Raw genomic sequence first — 22806 nt, forward strand, 5'->3', positions numbered from 1 at the left:
TAAAACTTTTTTCTATTATAATATATTTTCGCCAAATGAACTACTACAAAAAAATCGCTCTTTGTATAAGAGCGATGAAATCTAATATTTATTTTACTAGTTAACTTTCTTTTTATAGTTATATATCCCAATCAGCAATCCTACAAAAGCAGTTCCACTTAATATTATCCATTGATTGAATTTATTATTATCTCCTGTCTTTGGTATATCACTATTTTCTTGATTCTTTTTATTAATTTCGATTGGTGCTTTCTTATATCCACAAATTTCACATTCCTCATGCTTTAAACCTTTTTCGGTTATGGTTGCTTCTTTATCAACAACCCATTTGTAAGTATGAGGTGCTATACTTAATTTTTCAGCACAAATATTACATTCTTGCCAGTGATTGTTTTCATCTAATTTCCATGCACCTGTATCACATTGATGTCCCAATGCTGGTATAACCGTTGGTTGATCAATATGGATTTCACCATATTCATCAGAAAACAAATCGTCACATATTTCACATTTCCAATATTCTTCATGACCCACCTCTGTGCATGTTGCAGGTTTTTTTTCAACTTTTACTATACGATGTCTTAAAGCCTGCACTTCTCTTACGTCTGTTGCATTGTCACCACGTTCACAAACTGCAGTTTCTGTTCCGTTTTCTGTACAAGATACGTTATTATCACTCACATAATTAACAAACTTGTGAACTATATTTGGTTCATTTCCTTGATCTACTTTAATAGCATCTATCTCATTACAAATCACATGAATAATTCCATCGTTTATAATTTTGGCACTACCATTTTTAGTAACTTTAACACCACTTGCTAATGTGAGTTCTACATTTGGCATGATATTTAAATTTCTTCCGTCTGAAACTTGAAGATCAGTTTCCAATGTATAATTAGTTGCGTAAATCATATCTTTAGAATTTTTTAAAATATAACCTTGTAAATCAGCATTATTAGCTAAATTGAGAATTAAATTATCAGTACCCACACGCAAAATTTCAATATTCTTTGGTGTTATAAACTGAACATTTCCTACAAGTTCAGCTTGAGATGCATAAATTGGCATATCAGTATGAATGATAGAGTTTTCAATATAAAGTTTTCCATTATTTTGAGTCATTTGTTTTCCTTTAATGTATCCTGAATATCCAACACTATTTCCATAAGTCGTTATATCACTATTAATGAATTTCATAATAGGATCTGAACTATTTGAACTAATCCCTGTTACAAATAGTCCTCCACCACCTGCCTTACCAGGATAAACAATAATACGACTATCATAAACTTCAATCGATGCTCCTGCATATATAGGATTAAACGGATCACTAACTTCATTTGTTAATTTTAGTTCAACCTCTGCTCCATTTTTAGCAATAAAACTACTATTAATAACAAAGCCTTGTTTCCCGCTTCCATATAATCTTGTACCATCTACAATCAACGTATTTAAATTACCTGGACTCATACATATTGCATCTTTAATTGTCAAAGATCCAGCCCCAGTAAGTGTTATAGAATCAGTTAAAACAACACCATATGTATTTGGTTGCGAAAAAACACTTCCACATTTATCAAATACATTATCACCAACCAAATCCACTGTGATTTTGCCATTTGGTAATTTAACAGCTGAACCTCCTCCTTGTGTACCATGGATAGTTAAATCTGTTAATGTTAATTTTTTAGCCTTTGCATCCCATGTATATCCTGGTCCATCTGCATTCGTATCAGAATAATTTGTTAAATCAATTTCAGAGTCTAAACTGTTAGATGCAAATACAGGTATTGGCATGAGCATAAGACCTAAACAAAGTATTACGGCAAGCAACTGATTAAAATAAACAATTTTTCTTTTCATAACTCTTCCCTCCTTTTATCGTTTTTATTTAATGTTCATGGCATTGAAATAATTTAAAAGAGAGGGTGGTATGTTTTGTATGACCTATACTATAGGTCATACAAAGGGATCCCTTTGTTCAATGTTTGACATTAATTTGAAAACGATTTATTCCTTAAGAATATTTTGACAACTATCAGTCACATAATCAATAGACTTGGCTTAAACCGTTCTTTTATGTCTTAAGCCGTTATTTTTATGAGTTATTTTAGAAATATTCATGTTATAATAAATTATATAAATGGAAGGAGAGATACCCATGCTCATTATAATTTGTGATGACATTATATCTGATAGAGAAATCTTGCATAATTATTGTAATCACTATGCAAAAGAGAATAGAGTCCCTATGACTGTCATGGAATTTGAAAATGCTGGGACACTCCTTCAATGTCAAGATGCTCGATCAGCTGATGTCATGCTTCTAGATATTTATATGGATGGAATGTCTGGAATAGATGCAGCACATATATTACGCCAGAAAGGTTATCGTGGTGCATTGATATTGACAACAACAAGTCAAGATTATTATGCAGATGGCTATGATGTAGAAGCTATACATTATCTTTTAAAACCAATATCATATCAGGCTTTTTGCGAATCTATGCGTAGAGTCTATGAACGCATGAACACGATAACCAAAAAAATAAGAGTAACTTCAACCCGTAATACTTTTGATATTGATATTTCAGGTATTCAATATATTGAGGTCTATGGGCATAAAACATTTATACATACGATTAAAGGTGATATAAAAGTTAATCATTCTCTTGTTTCTTTAGAAGAACGTCTTGGAGGTGATCCATTCCTTAGATGTTATCGCTATTATATTATTAATATGGATTTTGTAAAAAGGATGAACGATGATAGTTTTCTGATGAAAGACAATAAAGAAATTCCACTTTCACGAGATGGTCGTACTGCCTTGAAAAATCGTTATATGTCTTATATATTTAAACGTATGGAGGCAAAATAATGGAATCAATATATCCAGAATACATAATTTCTGTCATTGAAGCTACTATGACTATGTTTTTCTGTCTCTACATAACACGTTATCAACTCAATAAAAAAAGATCTACTCTTCTTATTATTCTAATAAGTCTAGCAATTGTTGGCACTGCAGTAAGCATGTTTATTTCAATATTATTGGATAGTATATTATCAATTACTTTAGATTTCAGTACATTATCTCTGCCACTATGGCTTTTGATTGGTTATTTTCTATTACGTTGGGCAACTGGTGAACCCTCAACTGGTATACTTCTCATTTTGTTATTATCAATACAAGTCCTTCATTTATGTCGAAGTACAACGCTTTTAATTTATGGATTATTTTTTCCATCATTAGCTCAAGGCTCTTTTTGTTGGGTTGATATTTTAGGTTTTGGTATTCCTTCTATCTTATTTACTCAATTATTAGCTATTTTCTTTTCTAAACTATATAATAAGATTCGAGTATTGAACATTAAAAAATATATTCGCTTATGGATAATTCCTTTGTTTTTTGTTCTTCTTTATTTGCTTCAAACCAATTTTTATGCAATTGATGACTTTGTTTTAAGTAATGTTTTTCGTATCACGATTATCTTATGCGCCTTTATGACCTATTCGCAAATGATTGCTGCTGTTTTTCAGGCTTCAGAGACAGCCAAAGAAGCTGAGATGCATATTCAACTTGCTCATCAACTAGATTTGCAACAAGCACAAATGGAAGACATTGAAAATCACGCCAAAGAAATGAAACGTATTCGTCATGATTATCGGCAGCATGTATTGGTATTACGTGGCATGTTAGAAAAGGGCGCTATTGAAGAAGCCCTTCAATATCTTACCCATTATGAAAACACCCTTATTCAAGTCACTCAACCTCCATTATGTGACAATCTTACTGTTGATACACTATGTCGCCATTATGAAAAACTAGCACAACAAGCGAATATTCATGTTTCTATGATTATCTCACTCCCTAAAAAATCGAATATTGCGGATAGTGATTTTTCTATTATTTTAGGAAATCTTTGGGAGAATGCTGTAACTGCAGCTATCAATTCAAAATATTCAAAACGTTTTATTAAACTACAGATACAAACACAGCAAGAACAAGTTCTTATTCATATGGAGAATAGTTTTGATGGTATTATTTATGAAAAAGATAAACAATTTTTATCTAGTAAACCTCATCGAAATAAATCCGAAGGTGTAGGTATTACAAGTATTCAAGCTATAGCAACAAAATATGGTGGTTGGACTCATTTCTCTTATACATCAGATACTTTTATTGCTTCTATACTTTTATATTTTCAAGATAAAAACTCCTCCATACAAGACTGACAGTTGTCACTGCATCTGATACATAATATTGACAAATAGTTAAAACTGTAGACAATATTATTTTAAAGAGTCTAAAACTGAATAGATTCTGAATTGAATCCGGAGAAGTGAAAAATGCTATTAATTTTTGTCTGCAATTAAAATCATTATTATCTTTGGACAGGATAGAATTCGCTGTAGTAAGTGAGTTCTATCCTTTTTATTTCTATATAGGATGGGTATATAATTATTGTATAGGTAAGCTGTAAAGAGATTTTTAGAAGAAGACAGAAGAGCCACAACCACCTGTTTTTTAGCCCATCAATCACCCCACAGATTTTTTATTATCATACTGAATTGAATGCACAGTCTCATTTTCTGCAAAGGGTTTTGCAATTGCAGCAGTACTCTTCTCTTTGTTTTTTAAGACTTATGTATCATTAAATTGTAGAAACACCTCTAGCTTTAAATCCCAATCAGCTATTGTCATTGGGATATGCCATCTAGCCTTCCTTGTAGCATAGTCTAGTGTTTCTCCACACTTTTATTTTCATTAAAAATTCATAATGCAATAATCCAAAGGGTATGAATTTTGTTGTCATTAACCATAATCATAGCAACTAGTGGTAATTTTTTATTTGAGTTATACCTAACTTCTGATAAGACACCTTGAATCATGTTGTCAGGAATAATTTAACAATAAAATGATTTAATATCACTTATTTCAATCTTTAGTCTTTGCTTTATACTTGATGTTTTTTATTTCCTTCACTTATTTATATTTCTTCAATAGATATCAATACAAAAAATGTGTATAATAAACAATGTATTATTTAAAGAGGAGGTTTTGCATGATACTTGAACAAATAAATCCAGATCTACTTACTTTAGCTAAAGAATCTGATACAGTTTTACATGATATTTACGAAAAAATTGATTCCATTTGTCTAATAAATTCTAATCGAATCTTATCTGCTTTTATTGAAAATAAAGTTTCTTACTCAGATTTTAGTGATATCAATGGTTATGGAAACTATGATGAAGGAAGAAATAAGATTGAAAAGATTTTTGCAACTGTCCTTGGTTGTCAGGATGCTTTAGTACGGCCTCAAATTATGAGTGGAACAAATGCTTTATACATCACTCTTTCTGCCTTGTTAAAATATGGTGATACAATGATTTCATTGTCTGGTGCTCCTTACGATTCACTTCAAGAAATGATTGGCATAAGCGGAAATTCAAGTCAGTCACTAAAAGCTGCTGGAGTGAAGTATGAACAAATTGAATTAATTAATGATGATTTTGATGATCAAATGATTATTGAACGCTTAAAAGAAAAAAATATTAAATTAGTGGAAATTCAAAGATCTAGGGGTTATTCGCATCGTAAGTCGTTATCAATAGCAAAGATTGAAAGGATTATTAAAAAGATTCGTGAAGTCAATGAAAAAGTCATTATTATGGTAGATAATTGTTATGGCGAGTTAGTAGAAACCAAGGAACCAGGGCATGTTGGTGCTGATATTGTTGTTGGATCTTTAATGAAGAATCTTGGTGGTGGGATTGCTCCAACTGGAGGATATATAGCCGGTAATCAAGATTTAGTTTATATGGTAGCTGAAAGATTAACAGCTCCAGGAATTGGAAAAGATTTAGGAGCAAATTTCAATTTAAACAATGCTTTTTTTAAAGGAATTTTTATGGCCCCTAATGCTGTAAAAAACGCGTTAAAGACAGCTATATTTACATCTTATATGTTAGAAAAACTAGAATATTCTAATGTATCTCCTCGCTATGATGAACCACGAACTGACATTATTCAAACATTAGAACTTAAATCTAAAGAGAATTTAGTAAGCTTTACTCAAGGCATTCAACAAACTAGCCCGATTGATTCATTTGTCCATGTTTTACCGGCTCCAATGCCAGGATATCCTTTTGATGAAGTTATGGCTGCTGGTAGTTTTACTCAAGGCAGTACAATCGAATTAAGTGCTGATGCCCCAGTTATTGAACCATATACCTTATATATGCAGGGTGGTTTAACATTTGAGTATGGAAAATTATCTATTTTATTAGCATTATCAAATATGAAAAGGAAGTTGGATTAGCAACTTCCTTTTTGTCCACCATCAATTCGAATGACAGTATTATTAATAAAATCAGCTTCTTTGCTTACTAAAAACTTTACTAAATAAGCAACTTCTTGAGGATTTCCATAGCGATTAACCATGATTTTTTCAACTTCTTCTTTTAAAAATTGCTCATCATAACCATCCAGTTCACTTTCCGTACCAATGAAACCTGGAGCAATGCAATTGACATTAACAAAAGGTGCAAATTCAAAGGCAAGATTATGTGTCATAGAAATCAACGCCGCTTTTGATGCATCATAATCAATACACATTGGATAATAGGTATTGATGCCATTAGTCGAAGCGATATTAATAATTTTTCCATATTCTTGATCAATCATATGACGATAAACACGTTTACTACAATTGAATGCTCCTACTACATTGACATCTAATGTTTTTCTAAATTCTTCAGCATTTTTTAAATGGAATAAATTTGATAAATCTATAGCTGCGTTATTAATCAGAATATCAACACCACCAAGTTTTTCCTCAATCAAAGATACCATTTCATCTACTTTATCTTCCTTAGAAACATCTCCTGCAATAGCCAAACAACGTACTTCATAATTATCAACAATCATATCTTTTAATGCCTCAGCTTCTTTTTGAGATGTTAAATAATTAATGACAATATCATATCCTTGTTTTGCTAATTCTAAAGCAATAGCTTTGCCAATTCCTCTAGCCCCTCCAGTAATCAATACAATTTTATTCATAATTTTAAAAAGAGCTTATTAAGCTCTTCCAGCATACTTTCCATCAGTTGTAAACACAACGATTTTTTCTCCAGTATTAATGAACTGAGGAACACGCAATGTTAACCCTGTATCAGTAACGGCATCTTTTGTTTGGTTAGATGGTGCACCCTTGATGGCAGGATCGGTTTCAGCCACCGTTAATTCTACTTTTTCAGGAACAGATACTGATAACAATAATCCATCAAAGAACATTAATGAAACTGTTGAACCTTCAATAATATAATATTTATTATCCCCTACTTGATCCTCAGCTAATTCATATGTTTCATATGTTTCTAGATCCATAAAATAAAAAGTAGAATCTGCTTTATATGAATATTGCGCATCTTTTCTTGAAATATTTGCTGCTTCAAACTTAGTCGATGCATTAAAGTTTCTCTCTTGAATCGATCCAGTTTTTAAGTTTCTCATCTTTGTTTTTAAGATGGCTGCTCCTTTCCCTGGTTTTACATGTTGAAAATCCATAACTTGACAAGGATCACCATCAATAATCAAAGTTAATCCTGTTTTAAAATCACCTGCTAATATAGCCATATTTTCACTCCTCATCTTGCACATATTAATACATACTTTATTCTATCAATTTTAACATCATTACTCAAGACACATTACGATATTTGTGATTGTTTCTCTGTTGTATGTTCCTTAATATACCTATTCCACTTGATATAACCATATGTTGTATTCGTAAAATAGCCTAATTTTAGAACTAATAAAACATATTGTCCCGAAATAATATTGATAATAGCTTCAAGAAATGCACAAATATACCATGCAATCCACTGTTCTTGCAACCTAAAGAAAATAAATAATCCATTTGCAATCCCTACCGCTGAAGCGCAAGCATCAATATAGATAATAAATGTTTCTAATAATTCATTGTTGTAGAAATCCGTTGCAATATTTAAACCACTAATAAGATATCCAATGACAAACGTCCAAATAATGATTCCGATGATAACTAAAACTTCCTGATATCCTTTTAGTTTTCTGACTACTGTTAATTCATTTTCTTCATCATCCTTGTGTTTTGACCAATTTATGTAACTTATAATATCAATTGGCAGCCAGAAAAATAATGTTGTTGCCATTGTCGCAAATCGATACATTAATACTATGCATGTCACAATTTCAACAATTTCAACTAATACCGAAACAAGGAAATTATATCGTGATTGTTTAGAAATCAATAATTCACAAAGAATATTTAAGAATGTATCCAATAAATAGAGCAGCATAATGATAATTCCATTGACCCCATTAGCACTTTCTTCTGGGAAAAATACGGAAAAAATCGTTGCTAGAACCATAATTGAAATAAACCATGATTTTTCATATGTTGTAAATTGTTTTGCAAATAACATCATAATTAAAATAGATAACATCAAGATTAAAGAAGCAATTCCAAAGTTAAATAATGGAGCTAATTCATTAGCTCTTACTTGTTTGTAGGAATACTGCACTTCTTGATTGTTTATATTTTGGTGATCAAAATATAATTTTGTACCGTTTTCTGTTTCATATTCATATGCTGTCATTGTCATATCATCTAATTTAACATAATCTTCATATGAATAAGATATGATTAACTGTTTATCACCATTTATATAGGTAACATCACAAATCGTATTATCTTCACTATAGTCTTCTAAGCTCGTATCTCTTGTCATTTGGATACTTTGTTTAAACTGCATATTTTCAACCTTAGCATTAATATCAAACAAGCCATATCCAATTGATATAATCGAAGCAATACATAATCCTATTGAAAATATGACTTCTATCATTCTTAACCTTTTTTTAGGTTCTATGTTTATTTTTAAAAATTTAATCATACCAAACCTTCTTCCCCCTATATATTTACATTTTTAATACATTTACAACAACCTACCTTTGGGCATTGCATATAAATCTCCTTTAGACATTTGCAATAGGATATTTGAAAACATTGTGATTACAATATTAAGAGTATTTGTTCATAAGAATCTTGTATACCCTAATTCTTGACATATCCTTTAATTGTTTTCTCACTCGTATCCTTCCCTCAACTCAAAACAAAACATCCGCCACTCAAAAACTTCCACCCTATAATTCCTTTTCAAGTTCAGGATGTTCAGTAAATATGCATTTTGTCGTTATAATTTTTGTTGAACTATATTCAGATACTGATTGAATTAGAAAATGAACATGCTCTTGATTCGTTCTTATTTCTAGAAATGTAATCCAATCACCTTTCTATTCCCTTGCATATTTGCTTTAAACTCCTGTCCACATCTTGTGTTATCTCTACGTGACAATATTTTGTCGGGCATGCGAAATAGTAAACAAGATTTGAAACATTATGTGAGTTGTGTATAAATATACTATCTGACATTTATAATCACCCAAAGTTATTATATAACTTTGGGCACTACGCTGCAAGCAACGGAAAAAGACCCAGAAGTTAAAATATTGTTCAGAGCAACTTTTATCAACATACAGGAAAAGAATTAACTTCATTATTCCACTAACCTACTATCTCAATAACCCAACTCCAATTGGTTCCTTGCCCTCTAGATAATGTTATAGTCTCTACTGATCTGTCTATAAACTAATATTCATTTCATCCTCTAAAACATCTATACCATTATTATATTATAATTAGTAAGCCTATCAATTTAATAAGCAAATATATTTCATAAAAAAGTACCTACATAATTGGATTGAATTATTAACTATAACAAAACAACAAACTCAAAATAATATATGAAAAGACTTGCTCTGTAAATCTTTAACTAAAATGATTGAACGAATTTGTTCAATCATTTTTTCTTTTAATAAATTCAACAAATGCAAATATAATAGAAATCACAGTGAGAACAGAAACAATGAGTTCTGCCATATTATTAGCATACTCTATTTGACTAGGTACACATGCGCCTAATATTAAAAAATAAGTGCACCAGACTAATCCTAATATCAAACAAAGGGAAGTTATGTATTTCAACACAAATGATAAAGCACTTACAAATTTTTGATTTGCTATTGATCTTTCATTTGAATAATCTTTCTTCTTAAAAAACTTTAAACTTCCTACTAAAAATCCACCTATTACACCTACAGATAACGCTCTACATATCATATATAAAATATCCATATATTTTCCATCCTTTATATTCATAGTATATATAATAATAAGAGTTACTACAAACAAAATCAATTAAATAATGAATTTATCCATCGCTCTATAAATTCATCTATCAACTCTTTTTCTGAGATTTCATCATCATTAAAACCTAATCCATTGATAATACAACTGCTACTTATATATTTCTTTAGATTGGTTTCATATGTTTGATTACTCATTGCCCCAATCCAATATGTAGAAACTCTTTGATTTATAAAATCATACTGTTGTAAAAAGGTTACCATTTCTTTTGTAGGTTCATCATTAATTGGCGTATCATTAATCAAAATTATATCATAATGATGGATGTCTATAGATTCTATTGCTTGAAGATTCACAATATCTGCAAATATTTTTTGACTTATATATTCTGTTAATATGCTTTGACTTCCATAAAGATTGTGGGTTATTATCAAAACTCTTTTTTCTGTATTCGTATTTTGAATTTGAAAATCTCTTTGCCATTTTTGTAGAGTACAACCAGATAATATAAATATTGTTAAAATGAACAATCCAAACTTTGCTTTCATAATTTCCTCCATTTTATAATCATAATTTTATTATAAAATGAATCACAAATATATTTTGTCAGAAAATATAAATTAATATTATGATATAGTTCTATCTTATTATCGCTAAAACAATTAACCTATTATAGGGAACTACCCTTACATTTTCCTTTATACTCTTTATAACTATTAGATCCTTTATCTTTAAAATCCATCAATTTTATTGACTCTCTATTATATTTATATATAATCATCACAATCTAGTTTTGGCCGACTTCCTTGATTGACTTCGATTGCATCTGTTTCATTACAATTCACATTAATAGTTCCCTTATTTATAATTTTTTCATTAGAATCATTAGTAACTTTGACGCTACCAGATCCCGTTAATGATAAAACCAATAACATATCATGGTCTATGCGTAGAGCATATAAGCGAATGAATAAGATTCCTAAAAAATAAAAATAACTTCAAATCGTGATACTTTTGCTGCCTCTATTCTTTTGTATTTGTAAGAGAAAGATGAGATTGATTAATCAATCCCATCTATATTTATAGTTTCATTTGCTTGTACTCTTTCCAACGATCTTCCCAGTAAGATTCACAAAAATCCATATTGGATAGTTTTTCAAAATTCAATTTAACTTGATTATTTTTTTCAAATTCCTCTTCCAAAGTTCCTATAAAGTACCATTCTAATAAAGTTTCAAAATCCGGTGCTGCACATCTTCCATGAAGTAATCCATCATCTTCTAAATAACACTTTTGCCAATCAAATTCTTCATGATCAAACCAGACAATAGACCATGTTGATTGATCACTATAATCCACTTCTTGTTTAGCTAATTCTAAATCGATACAAAGCGGTCCCCATCCAGCACCCCAATCACCAATAGGAATAAGATGTAAATATGAACCTTGTGGTGCTTCACAACAGTCAACTGCAATCTCTCTAAATTCATCTATTCTTGCACTTAATGATGAGATATCTTTTATTGCATCAAGTATCAGCCATAGGATGTCAGGTTCTTCTTCAAATTCCTGATAAACAATACCATTGATTTCAAGTGAATTTTGACTTACAGTAGAACAAGGTAATTGATATGTTGTAAGAAATGCTTTGTAAAGGTTAGGTAACTGGATATTATATTTTTTCTCTAAATCATTTAAATCTTCTTCTGTTATATGAGCGCATTTTAACTCTCCTTTTATCCATCCTCGTTCCATGAGTTTTAAAAATGCTTTTTCTATAAATTCTTGTTCTAGTGATTTATTCATTTTTTCTCCTTTTTTATTAAAACTTATTTCTTATTTTATTTAGCAGCTTTGTTGTTATTTTATTCATGTGTTCTTCATTATAAACAAGCAATTCATAAGCATCTATCATTGCAATAGCATAAATAAACATAAAGAAACCTAATGATATAATAGGTAAAAATAAAGCAATCAACGTATTTTCATTCATATGATAAAAATCAGTCCCAATACGTACAAAGAAACCACATAACAAAGTTGAGGCAGGAAAGAAAATAAACATACAAATATATTTCTTTTTTACATGTCTATATTTTTCTTTCAATTCAATAATATACTTTTTATCAAAGATGAGTTTATAATGTTTTAAGGATTTATATTCAAAACCACTGTCAGTCAGTACAGCATATAAAATCATACTGATTCCAATAACAATCAAAACAACTGCTCCAAATAAACCATATATAGATTTTTCACCCAATAATAGAAATGGTATTCCTGATAAAATGATTAATGAAATTCCCAAAGCAATTGTCTTTGTAGATTGACTTTCATACATAAGCCATGATTCTGCTTTTTCTCTACTCACATAATAACCACCAGATGATACTTCTTCTATACATTCCTCTTCTTTTAATAAATAATCAATAGAAACATCAAACAAACGACCTAGAACTAATAATTTTTCTGTTTCAGGATATCCTTGATTATTTTCCCACTTACTAATAGCTTGTCTTGTTGTATTAATCTCATCAGCCAATGCTTCTTGTGACAAGCCTTTTTCTTTTCTTAATTGAAACAATTTTTCTCCGAAATTCATTATTCTCTCCTCCTTTATCTTGGTACTCAAATCTTAGCACAACAAGATCATTTCCTCTATATCTGTACAAAGGCAATTTGTTAACTTGAAGTTGCAATTGTGTTATTGAATATATTTGTTATCATTTTACTATGAATTTTATACTTTCACAACATCATAAAATAGTAAAAAATAAAAACCGTCTCATTGCATAACAATATAAATAACGCTATGATGATAGTAGGAGGTAATCATTATGGCTAATGAAGATAAGAAGGATTTTAATGCAATGTTACATAACAGCAAAGATATGCCAAAGTTCCAAATCATAACAGATGAAAAAAGTATTGAGAAATATGGTGGTGATAAAATGTACTTTGCCCCACCTATTGCGTATGATAAAATTATGAAACAAATTCCTTTTGGAAAAGTAACAACTGTTGGAGAAATACGTGAATACTTTGCTAAGTTAAATAATGCTGATTTTACTGAACCTATTACTGCTGGTATATTTGTTTCTATTGCTGCTTGGGCAAGTTATCAGCGTACAGAGGATATCACACCTTATTGGAGAACCTTAAAAGCCAATGGGGAATTAAATCCCAAATATCCCGGTGGTGTAGATGCACAAAAAAAGATACTAGAAGAGGAAGGACATACAATTATTCAAAAAGGTAGAAAAAATATTAAATATTATGTTAAGGATTATGAACAATTTTTATTGAAACTGAACTAAGGATCACTGCTCCTTAGTTTTTATCTATAAAGAATGCTATGACCTGTTTCATTCTGTCAACAAATAATGTTTATAACATGAATCTAAATAAGCAGACTTTTTCATTTATCGATGATATAATATCGTTATAGAAAATGACTTATTTTATTAAGAAGTTTAACAATGTTAATGGTTTTTTCTACCTTTATATTGGTAAATTAAGGAGATTATTTTATGTATGAAAGAATGTTGAATAAGCAAGTTGTACCAACACTGGAGGAAATGGTTGTGTATTGTGGAGAAAATGGTGAACGTTTTTCTATGATCAATGATTGGCTAACACAAATTTTTCATACTCAACAGAAAATTGTTTTTCCTTATGGAAATAAATATGGTTGGGGAATAGGACACTATAAAAATAAAAAACTTGTTTGTAATATATTTGCTGAGTCTGGATCATTTACAGTTATGATAAGATTATTAAATAAACAATACACTATGATTTATAATGACTTAAAAAAATACACCCAAGAATATATTGATAATAAATATTCTTGTGGTGATGGTGGTTGGATACATTATCGAATAACATGTCAAGATCATTATGAAGATATAAAAAAACTTCTAGAAATGAAGTGTTTATAATAATAATATATCTTACAGATGTCATATATATTTTAATAGTAATAAGTGTTGAGGAGAGAAAATAATATGAATACACCTACATTAGAAACAGAACGTTTAATTTTAAGAAGATTTACAAAAGAAGATATAGAAGCTCTTTTTCTTATCCTAAAGGATAAAGAAGTGAATCGGTTTTTACCTTGGCATCCTATAAAAAGCATAGAGGAAACAAAAAGATTCTATGAGGAAAGATATGCAGTAAAATATGTGGAGCCACAAGGTTATGCATATGCTATTTGTCTTAAAACAGATAATTTTCCTATAGGGTACATAAAGGTTGATATGGAGGAGCATCATGATTTTGGTTATGCTCTTCGTAAGGAGTTTTGGCATCAGGGTATTGTAACAGAGGCAGGAAAAGCTTTAATTGAACAAGTGAGAAAAGATGGGATTCCATATATCACAGCAACACATGATAAAAATAATCCAAGAAGTGGCAATGTCATGAAAAGACTTGGTATGAAATATTGTTATTCCTATGAAGAACAATGGCAACCCAAAAATATGACAGTTATATTTAGAATGTATCAACTCAATTTTGATAATAATGATGATTTTGTATACAAAAAGTATTGGAATGTGTATAGCCATCATTTTATTGAAGAATTCTAGTTGAAGTGAATGAGTCTCAACTTATTGAATTGGAGAGAAAAGATATGAAATTTAAAGGAAAAGTATCCTGGTGGTTTTATGCGATTATGATAAGTGTTGCTGTTATTTTAATACCTATTATCATTATGTCGCTTCTTGATACAGATATTATAGTATTTTTGATTAATTTTATTGTCTTGTTAGCTTTGGAATTATTTTGTATTCCCATTGTATTTCATAATTATATAGAATTACAAAATGAATCACTTCTTATTGTTTTTGGATTAACAAAAGTAAAGATTTCATATAATGATATCATCGCACTTACACCAACTCACAATCCATTATCTTCATTGGCTGCCTCTTTTGATAGAATCGAAATACAATGTAGAAAAAAGACTTGTTTAATGATTGCTGTTATTGATAAAGATACATTCTTAGATGAGATGAAGAGAAGAAATCCACATATAATTATTTATAGAAAGGAAGAACTAAAAAATGAATACTGAATTTATAAATTTAACTGAGGAAAATATTTCAAATGAGCATTTGTGTTGTATTATTCGTATGAAAAAACTTCATCCCGGTGTTGAAGCAAAACGCCAATGGCTTAAAGAAAGATTAAAAGAAGGACATACTTTTAGAAAATTGAATGTTAAAGGGACCGTCTTTATTGAATATGCACCATTAGAAACAGCATGGGTTCCAATAAGTGGTGAGAATTACTACTATATTTATTGTTTATGGGTTGTTGGTGAGTATCGAGGAAAAGGATATGCTAAAGAACTTATTGAATATTGTATTGCTGATGCAAAAGAAAAAGGAAAATCTGGAATATGTATGTTAGGAGCTAAAAAACAAAAGGCGTGGTTATCTGATCAATCTTTTGTGAAGTCATATGGATTTGAAATTGTTGATACAACTGATACTGGATATGAGTTACTTGCTCTCTCTTTTGATGGAACAGCCCCATTATTTAATCAAAAGGCAAAAGCATGTCAAATTGAAAATCAAGAATTAACTATTTATTATGATATGCAATGTCCCTTTATTTATCAATATATTGAAGTATTAAAAGAATATTGTGCAACACATGATATTCCTTCTTCCTTTATTCAAATTAATACATTACAAGAAGCAAAACAATTACCTTGCGTTTTTAATAACTGGGCATTGTTTTATAAAGGGCAATTTAAAACAGTGAATTTGTTATCTGTTGAACAAGTAAAAAAAATATTAGAAAAACATTGATATAAAAATTAAATAGCTCTATTCTTAGCAATAGTTATACTTGTTCATTATAAACAAGATAAATTTATGAAATATAGAAGAACATAGTCTTGTAGATGCTGAAAATAAGCCATAGATTAAAGAACTGCGTTCTAAGAAATAATAGAAAATTTCTATTTTATTATGGAGTTCCTAGCAAAGATGATAGTATATTTTTAAATGGAAAATCATTCATCAAACATCTTAAGTTGATGAATACAAATTCTGTATACAAAATGAAAGGATTACATCATTTAAAGTGTAATCCTTTTGACATATTATTATAAATCTTCTCCATGAGAAAGAATAACTTTTTTATACCAATAGAATGAATCTTTTTTAGATCTTTCTAATGTTCCATTCCCTTCATCATCCATATCTACATAAATCATACCATATCTTTTCTTCATCTCACCAGTACCTGCTGAAACCAAATCAATACATCCCCATGGTGTATATCCCATTAAATTAACACCATCTTCTTCTACAGCTTTCTTCATTTCAATAATATGGTCTCTCATATAATCAATACGATAATCATCATGAATAGATCCATCTTTCTCAACTTTATCATCTGCACCTAAACCATTCTCAACAATAAATAAAGGTTTTTGATATCTATCCCATAAAATATTTAAAGAAATTCTAAGCCCAGTAGGGTCAATAGGCCATTTCCATTCACTTTCTTTAAGATATGGATTCTGTGCCATATTAATTCCATTACCAAGTGACATGCCTGCATCTTTACGTGTTGTAACAACACCTGAGTTATAATAACTGAATCCAATATAATCAACACAACCATCTTTTAAGATTTGATCATCATTCTCTTCTTTAATGATTTGAATATTTTCTCTTTCTAAGAGTTTCAAAACATAACTTGGATAATATCCACGACATTGAACATCGCTGAAGAAATATTTTAAACGTCTTGACACATTTAACTCTAATTCAACATCTTTTGGATTACATGTTTCTGAATATGTTAGAATATTTGCTAACATCATACCAATTTGATTATTAGGATCAATCTCATGTCCTAATTGAACAGCCTTTGCACTAGCAATGAAAAGATGATGAAGCGCCTGATAATATTTTTGTGTATTCATTTCATGAATGCCTAATGTTGCATATCCACGTAATAGATTGATTTCATTAAATGTCATCCAATATTTGACTTTTCCTTTATAACGTTCAAAGACTGTTTGACAATATTTTAAGAAACATTCAATTGTGTTTCTTGATAACCAACCATCCTGATGTTGTGCCAAATATACTGGCATATCAAAATGATTAAGAGTAACAACTGGTTGTATTCCATACTTTAAACATTCATCAAAAACATTTTCGTAAAACTTTAATCCTTCTTCATTTGGCTCATCTTCATTTCCATTAGGGAAGATTCTTGTCCAAGATAAAGACATTCTATAACATTTAAATCCCATCTCTGCCATTAAAGCAATATCTTCACGATAATGGTGATAAAAGTCAACTGCTTTATGACTAGGATAATACATATTTGGGTCCAATGTTGCCTGATAATCGTGAGAAATAAACTCACTTTCATGTAAATAAATGATTTCATTATTATCATTAAGAAAACTATGTTTTCTTTTACGTGTTAAAGATCCATTTGTCTTTGTATCAGAAGTGGCTAACCCTCTACCACCTTCCTGATATCCACCTTCAAATTGGTTAGCAGCAGTTGCTCCACCCCATAAAAAATCTTTTTTTAACATATTTCTACCTCTTTTCTTTTCAATTTATTTCTTTTCATTGTAAAATAATAATGAAAGGATGATTTCTATGATACAAACAAAACATGAACTTATTCAATTGCTCAATCCTATTTATAATCATTTTCAATTACCTCTCTTTTTATTGTCAAAAGAACTCCTCATTATGGAATCACCTGACTCATTCTTTAAATTAGAAAATCACTATTTTCAAGAAATGATTCAAGAAAATCATATTAATGACTATAAAACATATATGCATTTTTATCATAATGCATCATTTCTTTTCTTTCCTTATGCTTTAGAAAATATATCATATATTTGTATTGGACCAATCTTTAATAAAAAACTCACACCTCAAGACAAACCATCAGAGTATTCATTTTTAAATCATGTGATTTCTCAATATACAATTAATGATTTTTTAAACTTACCTTATGTCCACCATAAAACTGTTGATTTCCTACTTTTTGTTTATCAAATTATTACAGGAGAGGTATTGGATGCTAATGTGCTTAAAAAGAATTATAAACAATCAAGTTCTCTACCTTTAAAACAAGAAGAATCTATGCAAAATGAAATCTTTGTGATTAGAGAAAATCCTTTACATGATTTTAGTTATTCTTATGAAAAAAAGATTATGAATTCTATTCAACAAGAGAATAGTACTCAAGCACGTATTTTAATGAATGAACTCATGCAAATTAAAGATGGACGTGAACTTGCCCCTAATCATCTTGTCTCAATGAAATATAAATTAGTTGCAGCAGTGACCTTGTTTACTCGATGTGTGATTGATGTTGGTGTTCCAATTGCTAAAGCATACACATTAAGTGATGTTTACATTAATAAACTTGATCAATGTCATACTGGTCAAGAACTCCATAAGATGATAAGTGATGCTATTGTTGATTTTACAAACTTAGTCAAACGATATAAGCATATTCAAAATCCTTATTGGGTAAAGTCTTGTAAAAATTATATTTCTCAACATCTACATATGACAATTACATTAAATGATTTAAGTGAATTAACAGGGATGAACCCAAGTTATCTCTCAACACAGTTTAAAAAAGTAACTGGTCAATCTATTAAACAATATGTTAATGAAAAGAAAATTCAAGAAGCACAGTTTTTAATTAAAAATTCTTCTTATACATTAGCTGAAATTTCTGATATTTTACAGTTTTCTAGCCAAAGTCATTTCAATAAAGTTTTTAAAAACCAAACAGGAAAAAGTCCTACTCAATATAAGAATACTTAAACGATGAAAGGGTTATCTTTCATCGTTGTTTTTATAATGATAATAAGCACCTAGCATATTGGCATCATTGCAATATTGACATTTCACAAGTTCTGCATGTGGAAAAGCAATAGGTAATCCTTTATAAAATTCATCCGATGCTTTTTGTAGTCCTTCAATAAACAATGGATTTTCACTGATACCTCCGCCTATACAAATACGTTCTGGATCTAATAGACACTGGATATTATGAAGTTCTAAAACGACTTCATCGCAATAATCCTTGAAGATTTTCTGACTTATCTCATCACCATCAGCAATCCAACTAAACACTTCTTTCCCATCACGTATATGACTGTTTTTAGCTATTGCTATTTTTTCTACTAAATTATTGACACTACCAATAGCTCCAAATAATCCTTGAGAATGATAGGTTTTAGGATTCTTACTGAAGATAACACTGACTTCACCGGCAATCAAATGACGTCCTTTATAAATTTCACCATTCATAATAATACCACCGCCAACACCAGTTCCAAATGTCAATACAAGTCCCTGTTTTATACCTCGCATATTTCCTGATACCATTTCTGCAATAGCTGCACATCTTGCATCATTTTCTATCTCAATAGGTAATTGAAATCTTTTTTCCCACTCTTTGACATCTGTATGATTATTATAAGTTAAGCTACCCCCTGCATGAATATATTTAGATTTAACATCTATGACACCAGGTAAGGAGAAGGCAATACCTTCTACCTCTCCCATTCCTTGAAGTTTCTTTTCAATTGTCTTTAAGAAATTTTCCTGTGTATCACGTGGTGTTGGAACTTTCCCTTGGGAGGTCATCACATCATCAATCATCAATGAGTGCTTGATGAAAGTTCCGCCAACATCAAATACCGCTATTCTCATAAATCCTCACCTTGGCTTGCAATCACTTGTTTATACCAGTCAAAAGATTTCTTCTTGCTTCTTTTTAATGATCCATTTCCTAAATCATCACGATCTACATAAATGAAACCATAACGTTTACTCATTTCACCAGTTCCTGCTGAAACCAAATCAATACATCCCCATGGTGTATAACCTATTAATTCAACACCATCTTCTAGCACTGCTTTTTTCATTTCTATGATATGTTGTCTCAGATACTCAATACGATAATCATCTTTAACATAACCATTTTCATCAATCTGGTCATTATAACCCAAACCATTTTCGACAATAAACATGGGAATTTCATAACGTTCATAGAAACGATTTAAAATATAACGTAATCCTTTAGCATCAATTTGCCATCCCCATTCACTTGTTGGTAAATAAGGATTTTTCACACCAGAGACAAGATTTCCACCTGTTGTTTCTACATGAGGATCTGTTGTTGCAGCTGATGATGAATAATATGAGAATCCAATATAATCGACACAACCTTTTTTCATTTCTTCTAAATCACCAGGTTTTATATCAACTTTAATTCCCTGTCTCTCTACATACTTTTGGATATAACGTGGATAATGTCCTCTTACTTGAATATCAGTAAAAGCAAATGTTCCATAACGCATTTTCTCTTCTGCCAATAAAACATCTTCTGGTTTTGCAGTTAATGGATATTTCACAAGTGTTAAAACCATACATCCAATTTTATTCTCGGGATCAATTGCATGGCCTAATTGTACTGCCTTGGCACTTGCTAAAAACTGGTGATGAGCAGCCTGGTAACTTCTTTGTTTAAAATCATCTTGAGTACGATCTAAGACACCAGCAATTTCTGGCATAAAAACAACAGAATTAATTTCATTAAATGTCATCCAGTATTTGACTTTGCCTTTATATCTTTTAAAAATCACTTCGCAGAAGTTTAAGTAGAAATCAATTAGTTGACGATTCGCCCACCCTCCATATTTTTGCGCTAAATATAAAGGCATTTCATAGTGAGAAATCGTTACAACTGGTTCCATTCCTCTTTTGATCATTTCATCAAATAAATCATCATAGTATTTTAAACCTTCTTCATTAGGTTCATCTTCATCTCCATGAGGAAAGATTCTTGTCCATGCAATTGATGTTCTAAAACATTTAAATCCCATTTCCTCAAATAGAGCTAAATCTTCTTTATATTGGTGGTAGAAATCAATGCCTTCATGATTAGGATAGTAAACATCATCTTGAATACCATCTGTAATATGACGAGATACTCCCTTTTTTCCAGCAGTCGCAACATCCATTAGAGATAAACCTTTTCCACCTTCTAAATATGCGCCTTCTGCCTGGTTTGCTGCAATGGCTCCACCCCATAAAAAATCTTTATCCAACTGACTCAAGAGATTCACCAGCCTTTGCTAACTGTTCTTCTTCATATGCTTTCTTATCAGCAATTCTAAAGAATGGATAATACATCAATGTATTAACTACTAATAAAAGTAGAACCATAATAAGTAGTGAAATTCCTCCTGCCATAAATGCTTTGACAAAGAACGGTGTTGTCCATGGCAATAATGACATTGCTGGATTATAAGTAAATGTAAAGATTTGTGTAGCAAGTAAGCCCAACAATCCCATTACTACATTACAGAAAACCATAGGAATAAAGAAAATAGGATTTAACATAACTGGCATACCAAATATTAATGGTTCATTAATATTAAATAGGTTAGGAATAAAAGCTAATTTTAACATCTTTTTATATCTTTCACTCTTAGCAGTAAACATAGATAAACACAAACCAATTGTATTACCATTACCTCCAAATGATGCAAACATGGAAACTAAAGTTAAAGTTAAATAAGTTAATGGTCTTCCTGCCTGTGCATCAGCAATATTTGTTAAAACTAATGTCATTTGTAAAGGAACAAAGGCACTATATACAGTATTTGGATGAATACCAAAGAACCATAATAAGTTAGCTGCAAAGTACAATAAGAAGATTGTTGGTAATGATAAACCAATCTTAATAATAAATGCCCCTATTGTTTGATCAAAGAAATTGAGAAAATTCCCATAAGGTGTATAACCAAATCCAACTCTTATAGCAAAAACAACTGCTACAATAATCATTGATACAAAAATAGGCTCAAATGATTCACTCACCATAGGTGGAACACCTTCAGGCATCTTAAACTTTAATCCTTTTCTTGATAAGAAATGAAACATATATCCGACAATAATTGCAAATATTAAAGCCACCAAAATACCTGTACCACTTAAATAAGTAACATTAAAAGCAGCGATATCTCCCTCTGCTCCTGCAACAGTTTGTGGAATAATTAATAAGAAACTTAATACTGATAAAACTGCACAAGATAAAGGATTATCTCCTTTTCTTTTTGCAAAAGCATAAGCAACAGTAAACGAAATATATAATGCTAAAACATTTAAACTCGCATTTGATATTGCATCAAAATGAGCCTTTAAACCAACACTTGTTAGCCAATCAGAATAACCATCAATAGGTAAATTCCCCAAAATAACAAAGATACAAACACCAAATGTAACAGGTCCAGTTCTCATAAAACCTTCTGCAACTGACTGAATAACATCATTGTTACTCATCTTTTCAGCTATAGGACCAATAAACTTTTGTAAAAACTTTTCTAACTTTTCCATATGTCCTCCTCAAATAATTGTTGAAATACGTATTTCTTATTTATCGACAACCATATTATATAAATTCACACATTTATATTTTATAGATTTTATAGGTTTTTTATAATTTTTATAGATTA

General features: G+C 30.2%; 22 protein-coding genes. 9 read left to right on the forward strand and 13 right to left on the reverse strand.

Annotation, left to right across the window (positions count from 1 at the left end; all coding sequences use genetic code 11):
* Positions 1 to 96: 96 nt before the first annotated feature.
* Positions 97 to 1866, reverse strand: a complete 1770-nt coding sequence (locus BN350_RS04475; protein WP_028042511.1) for a hypothetical protein — start codon at positions 1864 to 1866, stop codon at positions 97 to 99.
* Positions 1867 to 2164: 298 nt separating this feature from the next.
* Between BN350_RS04475 and BN350_RS04480 the strand changes: the two genes are divergently transcribed.
* The 3 genes from BN350_RS04480 (at position 2165) to BN350_RS04490 (ending at position 6329) form a co-directional block, all read left to right on the forward strand.
* On the forward strand, positions 2165 to 2881 hold the full coding sequence (locus BN350_RS04480) for a LytR/AlgR family response regulator transcription factor (RefSeq protein WP_028042512.1): 717 nt from the start codon (positions 2165 to 2167) through the stop codon (positions 2879 to 2881).
* On the forward strand, positions 2881 to 4239 hold the full coding sequence (locus BN350_RS04485; RefSeq protein ID WP_028042513.1) for a sensor histidine kinase: 1359 nt from the start codon (positions 2881 to 2883) through the stop codon (positions 4237 to 4239). The genes BN350_RS04480 and BN350_RS04485 overlap by 1 nt, the downstream gene beginning before the upstream one ends.
* 830 nt (positions 4240 to 5069) lie before the next feature.
* On the forward strand, positions 5070 to 6329 hold the full coding sequence (locus BN350_RS04490; protein WP_028042514.1) for a methionine gamma-lyase family protein: 1260 nt from the start codon (positions 5070 to 5072) through the stop codon (positions 6327 to 6329).
* On the opposite strand, the gene BN350_RS04495 is transcribed toward BN350_RS04490, so the two are convergent.
* The 8 genes from BN350_RS04495 to BN350_RS04525 all read right to left on the reverse strand — a co-directional run bounded on the left by BN350_RS04495 (position 6326) and on the right by BN350_RS04525 (position 12864).
* The gene (locus BN350_RS04495; RefSeq protein ID WP_028042515.1) at positions 6326 to 7072 is read right to left on the reverse strand and encodes an SDR family NAD(P)-dependent oxidoreductase; all 747 of its coding nucleotides are present in this window, start codon (positions 7070 to 7072) and stop codon (positions 6326 to 6328) included. The genes BN350_RS04490 and BN350_RS04495 overlap by 4 nt on opposite strands.
* Before the next feature lie 18 nt (positions 7073 to 7090).
* Positions 7091 to 7648: an elongation factor P gene (gene efp, locus BN350_RS04500; protein ID WP_028042516.1), complete on the reverse strand. Its 558-nt coding sequence runs from the start codon at positions 7646 to 7648 to the stop codon at positions 7091 to 7093.
* 74 nt (positions 7649 to 7722) lie between these two features.
* Complete coding sequence (gene pnuC / locus BN350_RS04505; RefSeq protein ID WP_028042517.1) at positions 7723 to 8949, reverse strand: nicotinamide riboside transporter PnuC; 1227 nt, start codon at positions 8947 to 8949, stop codon at positions 7723 to 7725.
* Positions 8950 to 9911: 962 nt separating this feature from the next.
* Positions 9912 to 10250: a hypothetical protein gene (locus BN350_RS04510; protein WP_028042518.1), complete on the reverse strand. Its 339-nt coding sequence runs from the start codon at positions 10248 to 10250 to the stop codon at positions 9912 to 9914.
* 59 nt (positions 10251 to 10309) lie between these two features.
* On the reverse strand, positions 10310 to 10810 hold the full coding sequence (locus BN350_RS04515; protein WP_028042519.1) for a hypothetical protein: 501 nt from the start codon (positions 10808 to 10810) through the stop codon (positions 10310 to 10312).
* Positions 10811 to 11029: 219 nt separating this feature from the next.
* The gene (locus BN350_RS20555; protein WP_155849093.1) at positions 11030 to 11197 is read right to left on the reverse strand and encodes a hypothetical protein; all 168 of its coding nucleotides are present in this window, start codon (positions 11195 to 11197) and stop codon (positions 11030 to 11032) included.
* Between the two features lie 145 nt (positions 11198 to 11342).
* Positions 11343 to 12068: an SMI1/KNR4 family protein gene (locus BN350_RS04520; protein ID WP_028042520.1), complete on the reverse strand. Its 726-nt coding sequence runs from the start codon at positions 12066 to 12068 to the stop codon at positions 11343 to 11345.
* 16 nt (positions 12069 to 12084) lie between these two features.
* Positions 12085 to 12864 (reverse strand): helix-turn-helix domain-containing protein, encoded by a 780-nt coding sequence (locus BN350_RS04525; RefSeq protein ID WP_028042521.1) that lies wholly within the window; start codon positions 12862 to 12864, stop codon positions 12085 to 12087.
* Positions 12865 to 13099: 235 nt separating this feature from the next.
* Here BN350_RS04525 and BN350_RS04530 point away from each other — a divergent pair, with 235 nt between their 5' ends.
* The 5 genes from BN350_RS04530 to BN350_RS04550 all read left to right on the forward strand — a co-directional run bounded on the left by BN350_RS04530 (position 13100) and on the right by BN350_RS04550 (position 16084).
* On the forward strand, positions 13100 to 13579 hold the full coding sequence (locus BN350_RS04530) for an MGMT family protein (RefSeq protein WP_028042522.1): 480 nt from the start codon (positions 13100 to 13102) through the stop codon (positions 13577 to 13579).
* A gap of 213 nt (positions 13580 to 13792) precedes the next feature.
* Positions 13793 to 14203, forward strand: a complete 411-nt coding sequence (locus BN350_RS04535) for a DUF3788 family protein (protein WP_028042523.1) — start codon at positions 13793 to 13795, stop codon at positions 14201 to 14203.
* Between the two features lie 66 nt (positions 14204 to 14269).
* The gene (locus BN350_RS04540; protein WP_028042524.1) at positions 14270 to 14854 is read left to right on the forward strand and encodes a GNAT family N-acetyltransferase; all 585 of its coding nucleotides are present in this window, start codon (positions 14270 to 14272) and stop codon (positions 14852 to 14854) included.
* A 44-nt stretch (positions 14855 to 14898) separates the two neighbouring features.
* Positions 14899 to 15342, forward strand: a complete 444-nt coding sequence (locus BN350_RS04545) for a PH domain-containing protein (protein ID WP_028042525.1) — start codon at positions 14899 to 14901, stop codon at positions 15340 to 15342.
* Positions 15332 to 16084: a GNAT family N-acetyltransferase gene (locus tag BN350_RS04550; protein WP_028042526.1), complete on the forward strand. Its 753-nt coding sequence runs from the start codon at positions 15332 to 15334 to the stop codon at positions 16082 to 16084. The genes BN350_RS04545 and BN350_RS04550 overlap by 11 nt, the downstream gene beginning before the upstream one ends.
* Positions 16085 to 16383: 299 nt before the next feature.
* On the opposite strand, the gene BN350_RS04555 is transcribed toward BN350_RS04550, so the two are convergent.
* On the reverse strand, positions 16384 to 17841 hold the full coding sequence (locus tag BN350_RS04555) for a glycoside hydrolase family 1 protein (RefSeq protein WP_028042527.1): 1458 nt from the start codon (positions 17839 to 17841) through the stop codon (positions 16384 to 16386).
* Between the two features lie 67 nt (positions 17842 to 17908).
* Here BN350_RS04555 and BN350_RS04560 point away from each other — a divergent pair, with 67 nt between their 5' ends.
* On the forward strand, positions 17909 to 19102 hold the full coding sequence (locus BN350_RS04560) for a helix-turn-helix domain-containing protein (protein WP_028042528.1): 1194 nt from the start codon (positions 17909 to 17911) through the stop codon (positions 19100 to 19102).
* 12 nt (positions 19103 to 19114) lie between these two features.
* Here BN350_RS04560 and BN350_RS04565 read toward each other — a convergent pair whose 3' ends face one another.
* From BN350_RS04565 to BN350_RS04575, 3 genes are read right to left on the reverse strand one after another with little or no spacing between them, the layout of a single operon-like run.
* Positions 19115 to 19996, reverse strand: coding sequence for an ROK family protein (locus tag BN350_RS04565; RefSeq protein WP_028042529.1), 882 nt, complete (start codon positions 19994 to 19996; stop codon positions 19115 to 19117).
* Positions 19993 to 21405, reverse strand: a complete 1413-nt coding sequence (locus tag BN350_RS04570) for a 6-phospho-beta-glucosidase (protein WP_028042530.1) — start codon at positions 21403 to 21405, stop codon at positions 19993 to 19995. Before BN350_RS04570 ends, BN350_RS04565 begins: the two co-directional genes overlap by 4 nt.
* Positions 21389 to 22687: a PTS sugar transporter subunit IIC gene (locus tag BN350_RS04575; protein ID WP_028042531.1), complete on the reverse strand. Its 1299-nt coding sequence runs from the start codon at positions 22685 to 22687 to the stop codon at positions 21389 to 21391. The genes BN350_RS04570 and BN350_RS04575 overlap by 17 nt, the downstream gene beginning before the upstream one ends.
* Between the last annotated feature and the right edge of the window lie 119 nt (positions 22688 to 22806).

Source organism: Candidatus Stoquefichus massiliensis AP9 (genome assembly GCF_000455285.1).
GTDB classification, from domain to species: Bacteria; Bacillota_I; Bacilli_A; order Erysipelotrichales; family Coprobacillaceae; genus Stoquefichus; species Stoquefichus massiliensis.

What these genes read in the sequence shown, in the direction of transcription:
- BN350_RS04475 (WP_028042511.1), bottom strand. Translation starts at nt 1,866, where the DNA reads ATGAAAAGAAAAATTGTTTATTTTAATCAGTTGCTTGCCGTAATACTT.
- BN350_RS04480 (WP_028042512.1), top strand. Translation starts at nt 2,165, where the DNA reads ATGCTCATTATAATTTGTGATGACATTATATCTGATAGAGAAATCTTG.
- BN350_RS04485 (WP_028042513.1), top strand. Translation starts at nt 2,881, where the DNA reads ATGGAATCAATATATCCAGAATACATAATTTCTGTCATTGAAGCTACT.
- BN350_RS04490 (WP_028042514.1), top strand. Translation starts at nt 5,070, where the DNA reads ATGATACTTGAACAAATAAATCCAGATCTACTTACTTTAGCTAAAGAA.
- BN350_RS04495 (WP_028042515.1), bottom strand. Translation starts at nt 7,072, where the DNA reads ATGAATAAAATTGTATTGATTACTGGAGGGGCTAGAGGAATTGGCAAA.
- efp (WP_028042516.1), bottom strand. Translation starts at nt 7,648, where the DNA reads ATGGCTATATTAGCAGGTGATTTTAAAACAGGATTAACTTTGATTATT.
- pnuC (WP_028042517.1), bottom strand. Translation starts at nt 8,949, where the DNA reads ATGATTAAATTTTTAAAAATAAACATAGAACCTAAAAAAAGGTTAAGA.
- BN350_RS04510 (WP_028042518.1), bottom strand. Translation starts at nt 10,250, where the DNA reads ATGGATATTTTATATATGATATGTAGAGCGTTATCTGTAGGTGTAATA.
- BN350_RS04515 (WP_028042519.1), bottom strand. Translation starts at nt 10,810, where the DNA reads ATGAAAGCAAAGTTTGGATTGTTCATTTTAACAATATTTATATTATCT.
- BN350_RS20555 (WP_155849093.1), bottom strand. Translation starts at nt 11,197, where the DNA reads ATGTTATTGGTTTTATCATTAACGGGATCTGGTAGCGTCAAAGTTACT.
- BN350_RS04520 (WP_028042520.1), bottom strand. Translation starts at nt 12,068, where the DNA reads ATGAATAAATCACTAGAACAAGAATTTATAGAAAAAGCATTTTTAAAA.
- BN350_RS04525 (WP_028042521.1), bottom strand. Translation starts at nt 12,864, where the DNA reads ATGAATTTCGGAGAAAAATTGTTTCAATTAAGAAAAGAAAAAGGCTTG.
- BN350_RS04530 (WP_028042522.1), top strand. Translation starts at nt 13,100, where the DNA reads ATGGCTAATGAAGATAAGAAGGATTTTAATGCAATGTTACATAACAGC.
- BN350_RS04535 (WP_028042523.1), top strand. Translation starts at nt 13,793, where the DNA reads ATGTATGAAAGAATGTTGAATAAGCAAGTTGTACCAACACTGGAGGAA.
- BN350_RS04540 (WP_028042524.1), top strand. Translation starts at nt 14,270, where the DNA reads ATGAATACACCTACATTAGAAACAGAACGTTTAATTTTAAGAAGATTT.
- BN350_RS04545 (WP_028042525.1), top strand. Translation starts at nt 14,899, where the DNA reads ATGAAATTTAAAGGAAAAGTATCCTGGTGGTTTTATGCGATTATGATA.
- BN350_RS04550 (WP_028042526.1), top strand. Translation starts at nt 15,332, where the DNA reads ATGAATACTGAATTTATAAATTTAACTGAGGAAAATATTTCAAATGAG.
- BN350_RS04555 (WP_028042527.1), bottom strand. Translation starts at nt 17,841, where the DNA reads ATGTTAAAAAAAGATTTTTTATGGGGTGGAGCAACTGCTGCTAACCAA.
- BN350_RS04560 (WP_028042528.1), top strand. Translation starts at nt 17,909, where the DNA reads ATGATACAAACAAAACATGAACTTATTCAATTGCTCAATCCTATTTAT.
- BN350_RS04565 (WP_028042529.1), bottom strand. Translation starts at nt 19,996, where the DNA reads ATGAGAATAGCGGTATTTGATGTTGGCGGAACTTTCATCAAGCACTCA.
- BN350_RS04575 (WP_028042531.1), bottom strand. Translation starts at nt 22,687, where the DNA reads ATGGAAAAGTTAGAAAAGTTTTTACAAAAGTTTATTGGTCCTATAGCT.